Origin of the sequence: Clostridium sp. DSM 8431, assembly GCF_900116755.1 — a bacterium.
Classification (GTDB): domain Bacteria; phylum Bacillota; class Clostridia; order Clostridiales; family Clostridiaceae; genus Clostridium.
This window is the reverse complement of record NZ_FPBY01000244.1, coordinates 1-3,617: the sequence shown is the minus strand read 5'-3', so window position 1 is coordinate 3,617 and position 3,617 is coordinate 1. Positions and strand designations below refer to the sequence as shown.

The window sequence follows — 3,617 nt, the reverse complement described above, 5'->3', positions numbered from 1 at the left end:
ACTTGACTGTAAAATTTTTCAAGTAAAAATGCACTATCATAGTATAATAAATTAATTTGAAAATATATTGCAACTAAATTTTATAGATAATAATTATATTTGTAAAATTAGTATTTATTATATGAATTTTAGTGGGGAGTTTATATAAAAGTATTATTTTGATGGGGAAAATTATTAATTTAATAAGTATCAGTAATATATACAGATAAATTTATAGAAGGAGCAAATTATATTTATTTTTTTTGCAAAGAAATAATTTGGTATATACTTAAATGTGTTTATATGGTTAAAAAGTGAGATGAAAGCAAAAAAATAGTAAAACATTAAATGAAATTATAAAACTACAAAAAACAAAATATCAAAAAATAAAATTACACATGAGGTTTTTGAAAATATTATTTAAATTATAACTTTTATCAATATATTTATCCAATTGCATGAAATAAGCATGTCTAATTTTACATCCTTTTATATAAAAATGAATAAAATTAATCTTTATACAAAAAATATGGTTGACTAATCAACTATATTTGTTTAAAATAATCGTTGACTAGTCAATCATTGTTGGAGGAAAAACTTATGGATAAATTGCTAATGTATCTTAGTAAGACTTATAGATATGAAGATAGTTACCTTAATAAACAATTAAAAAAGTATAATTTGAGTAGTGGTTCTTTTTCTTACTTATTAGCTCTTAATAAAAATGAGGGAATGAGTCAGATACAAATAAGCAAAGATATTGGAAATGATAGAGCAATGTCTGCAAGAACAATAAATAAACTTATTGCAGATGGGTTTGTATATAAAATTCAAGATGAGAAAGACTGTAGGGCATACAAACTTTATTTAACAGATAAAGGCAGAGAAATAATACCTTCTATAGAAAAAGAGATTCAAGAAATTATAAATTTTTTAACTGAAGATTTATCTGAAGATGAAAAAAGAACAACTAGAGATTGTTTGAAAAATATATTTGAAAAAAGCAAAAGATTAAGAAATGGAGAGTGTGTTTTATGATTAAAGACAACGCTAAAAAATGGACGATATTTGTAATCATAGTTATAGCTACTTTTATGTCAGCTTTAGATGCTAGTATTGTCAATGTTGCACTACCTAATATGGCAGACAAATTAGCAGTTAGTACTGCTAATATACAGCTTGTAGTTGTTAGTTATCTTGTTACTATTTCAGCTGTAATTTTAATATTTGGACGTTTAGGAGATATGTTTGGAAAGACTAAGATATTTAAAATAGGTCTTTTACTATTTACTATAGGTTCACTTTTATGTGGAATAGCTAGTTCCTTTGAAGTATTAATAATTGCAAGAATTATTCAAGCTATTGGAGCTGCAGGTACTATGGCAAATAACCAAGGTATAATTACAGAAGTATTTCCACCAGGAGAAAGAGGAAAGGCCTTAGGACTTAATGGTACAGCTGTTGCTCTTGGTTCTCTAGTAGGTCCTGGTCTTGGAGGATTCATTGTTGGTGCCTTTAGCTGGGAATATATATTCTTGATAAATATTCCAATAGGTGTAATAGCATTATTTTTTGCAGTTAAACTTCTTCCGAAATCAGAAAAAGTTAATGATGAAAAAATTGATATTGTAGGTGCTCTTTTATTTATGCTTACAATAATTCCTCTATTTGTTGCACTTAATTCAGGAATAAGAATAGGCTTTACTTCACCAATTATATTAGCTGGTTTTGCAGTTGCTGTAGCATGTTTTATTGCTTTTATAATTGTAGAAAGAAAGATAGAATCACCTCTTATAGATCTTGACATATTTAAAAATAAGTTATTCTCTATAAGTATTATTTGTGGATTTATAAGCTTTGTAGCAATATTCTCTTATAACATAGTAATTCCATTTTACCTTCAAAATTTAATGGGATTCTCACCACAAAAAGCAGGCTTTATTTTAATGGCTTATCCATTAATTTTAGTTATTGTTGCACCTATGAGTGGGGCTCTTTCTGATAGAATTGGTTCAGAATTTTTAACTTTCTTAGGCCTTTTTATAGGAGCTTTAGGATTATTTCTTATTGCAACATTTAATGAAAATACAAGTATAGTTTTAATGGTATTATTTATTGCTATTATGTCTATAGGAATGGGAATATTCCAATCACCTAATAATTCATTAGTAATGTCTACTGTTTCAAAAGATAAGCTTGGAATTGCAGGAAGTATTAATGCATTAATTAGAAATGTGGGTATGTCTTCAGGAATTGCATTAGCAACAACACTTTTATATACAAAGATGAGTGAAAAAATAGGATATAGAGTTACAGATTTTGTTGAAGGTAGAAATGACGTATTTTTATATGGAATGAGATGGGTATTTGTTACAGGTGCAGTTATATGTTTAATTGGAGCCTTAATTACCTTTTATAGAATGACTAGATATTCTAAGAAAAAAGTTCAAAACTAATATTGGATATGAAAAAGGTTATGGATGAAGATTTAATATACGAAATACTTTCAGTAGTAGGAGAGATTCCAGAAGGGAAAGTAGCTACATATGGACAGATTGCAAAACTTATTGGAAGAGATAAAAATGCACGTCTTGTTGGAAAAGTTTTAAGTCATGCAGAATATTACGGAAAATATCCATGTCATCGTGTAGTAAATCATGCAGGAAGATTAGTCCCTGGATGGAACAAAGATTTTTATTATTAGAAGAAGGGGTAGCCTTTAAAAATGAAAATCATGTTAATATGAAAAAAAGTCAGTGGGACTGCTGAGAATATATACTATTAATTGTTACATATTTTAATATAAAAAGCTCCAGAAGTGCATTTATATATTGCACCTCTGGAGCTTTTTAGTTAAATTATAAATATGTATTATCTCTTATTTTTAGTTGTGAAATCTTAAAATATCTTCTACATTTTTTCTTTTTGGAGCAGATACCTCGCCATCAGCATAACCATATACGATTAAAGCTGCAACTGTTTCGTTTTCAGGTAAGTTAATTATTTCTGAGATTGATTTTTCATCAATTACTCCTAAAATACAAGTCCCAACTCCCTTTGCATAAGCAGCTAAGCAGAATGTTTGACATGCAATTCCTGCATCAAAAGCTTCCCATTCATTAGCCTTAGTAGTAGCAAAACCATTGAATGATTTTGTTTCTCCATATATTTCTTTTGGAAGTCTTCCACTTTTTCCTTGTACATAGCTTAAAACAGCTACGCCTTTGGCCTTTTTTAAAGTACCTATATTATATACGAATTCATTTACGCCATCAGTAGCTAATTTTTGAATTGTTTCTTCATCATCAATTAAAGTATATCTTGCAGTTTGAGTATTTGTCCAAGAAGGAGCAAAACGACTTATAGAAACTATTTCTTTCATTAATTCTCTATCTACTTTTTCATCTTTAAATTTACGAATACTTCTTCTTTCTTCAATCATTTTAATTGCGTCCATTATTAAAAACCTCACTCTATTTTTTCTTTTGTAGTTATTTTTTATTATACTTGAAATCTATCTATAAGTACAATTATTCACCTTTTTATGACATATGGAGTATATCATTCTATGATAGTGCATTTTTGCTTGAAAAATTTTACAGTCAAGTAACCAAACAGAATCCTAAGCTATTTTTAAT

At 27.7% G+C, this 3,617-nt stretch carries 3 protein-coding genes and 1 pseudogene; 3 read left to right on the top strand and 1 reads right to left on the bottom strand.

All coding sequences use genetic code 11. The features are described 5' to 3' along the window. Window positions 1-579: 579 nt before the first annotated feature. The 3 genes and pseudogenes from BM384_RS16170 (at window position 580) to BM384_RS16160 (ending at window position 2,748) form a co-directional block, all read left to right on the top strand. Entirely contained in the window at window positions 580-1,017 is a 438-nt protein-coding gene (locus BM384_RS16170; protein ID WP_242946086.1) for a MarR family winged helix-turn-helix transcriptional regulator, read from the top strand. Then, window positions 1,014-2,435, top strand: coding sequence for an MFS transporter (locus tag BM384_RS16165; protein WP_090015165.1), 1,422 nt, complete (start codon window positions 1,014-1,016; stop codon window positions 2,433-2,435). The genes BM384_RS16170 and BM384_RS16165 overlap by 4 nt, the downstream gene beginning before the upstream one ends. 8 nt (window positions 2,436-2,443) lie before the next feature. After that, window positions 2,444-2,748, top strand: a pseudogene (locus BM384_RS16160) (MGMT family protein). A 115-nt stretch (window positions 2,749-2,863) separates the two neighbouring features. Here the strand turns inward: BM384_RS16160 and BM384_RS16155 are convergent. Beyond that, window positions 2,864-3,436 (bottom strand): nitroreductase family protein, encoded by a 573-nt coding sequence (locus tag BM384_RS16155; RefSeq protein WP_090015162.1) that lies wholly within the window; start codon window positions 3,434-3,436, stop codon window positions 2,864-2,866. Window positions 3,437-3,617 lie beyond the last annotated feature (181 nt).

What these genes read in the sequence shown, in the direction of transcription:
- BM384_RS16170 (WP_242946086.1), top strand. Translation starts at nt 580, where the DNA reads ATGGATAAATTGCTAATGTATCTTAGTAAGACTTATAGATATGAAGAT.
- BM384_RS16165 (WP_090015165.1), top strand. Translation starts at nt 1,014, where the DNA reads ATGATTAAAGACAACGCTAAAAAATGGACGATATTTGTAATCATAGTT.
- BM384_RS16155 (WP_090015162.1), bottom strand. Translation starts at nt 3,436, where the DNA reads ATGGACGCAATTAAAATGATTGAAGAAAGAAGAAGTATTCGTAAATTT.